Genomic DNA, 957 nt, shown 5'->3' with positions numbered 1-957 from the left:
AGTGCCTCAACCTGCTGCTGTAAAAGTTGGTTTGATTGCACGAGTTCAGCCACCTGTTCCTAGGTCACGAATGTGCCGGAAACTGAATCGGTTGGGATGGTGTTTTGCGCTGAACTCATGAGCTAAATTGTACCATTATCTCCTTGTTTTTGAAAGAGTTTTATGCTTATTTTTCAACCACTTTGAACATTGTTTTCTAGACCTTTGGGCGTCGAAACCGCAGCTTCTGACGCTTGGGTTCAATGCCTTCCAGAAGTAGCTTTAAAGCCGTCCAATCAATCTCCCTAGACGTGATCTCGTTCCAGTTTGAAATGAACCGACCACGCTCCAACCGTTTGGCCCAGATACAGAATCCTGTTCGATCCCAGTACAGAACCTTCATCTGATTGACGCGCCGATTGATAAACACAAACAATGCACCCGACAGCGGATTCAACTGCATCGCATGTCGGACCATGGCGTATAAACCATCAAAGGATTTACGCATATCGACAGGCTGACCATAAAGGTGGACCTGGATGTTGCCTTCAGGAAAGAACATCAGCGGCGTAACAGCGTGAGAACCACGCCATCCCCAAGATCCAGCCGTAACTCCAAACTTGATGACTGGTTTAAATTAATTGCACCAATGTCTAAAAAATCAGATGACTTGGGCGGTACTTCAGACTGAACGGCATTGCTCTGACTAGGCTGTGAGATCACACTACTTTTACGCAATTTAGACAACCACTTGCAAAAGGTGGAATACGCAATCTTTCTTTGCTGGCAAAAGGCTTTGATGGTGGTGTTTTCAGCTTCGTATTGGTGCACCAGCGTGCACCACTCGTCGTAGCTGCGGACATGAGGGGTTTGAGGTTTCTTTATGGACATGTTCTAAAACTAATAAAAGTTGATCATGCCCAACAGTTTGATGCTTTCTAACGCGTAGCACCATCACGCCGATGCGGCAACGCTTAC

The 957-nt window shown here is 46.3% G+C and carries 2 protein-coding genes; both read right to left on the bottom strand.

Annotation, left to right across the window (positions count from 1 at the left end; all coding sequences use genetic code 11):
* Window positions 1-196: 196 nt before the first annotated feature.
* Window positions 197-541 (bottom strand): IS66 family insertion sequence element accessory protein TnpB, encoded by a 345-nt coding sequence (gene tnpB / locus ACOI06_RS14535; protein WP_420663309.1) that lies wholly within the window; start codon window positions 539-541, stop codon window positions 197-199.
* On the bottom strand, window positions 541-870 hold the full coding sequence (tnpA, locus tag ACOI06_RS14530; RefSeq protein WP_420663308.1) for an IS66 family insertion sequence element accessory protein TnpA: 330 nt from the start codon (window positions 868-870) through the stop codon (window positions 541-543). The genes tnpB and tnpA overlap by 1 nt, the downstream gene beginning before the upstream one ends.
* Window positions 871-957: the final 87 nt, after the last annotated feature.

The organism is Orrella sp. 11846 (genome assembly GCF_048820935.1).
In the GTDB taxonomy this organism is placed as follows: Bacteria; Pseudomonadota; Gammaproteobacteria; order Burkholderiales; family Burkholderiaceae_B; genus Algicoccus.
Note: the sequence above shows the minus strand (reverse complement) of the source record. Positions and strands in the feature narration are given on the sequence as shown.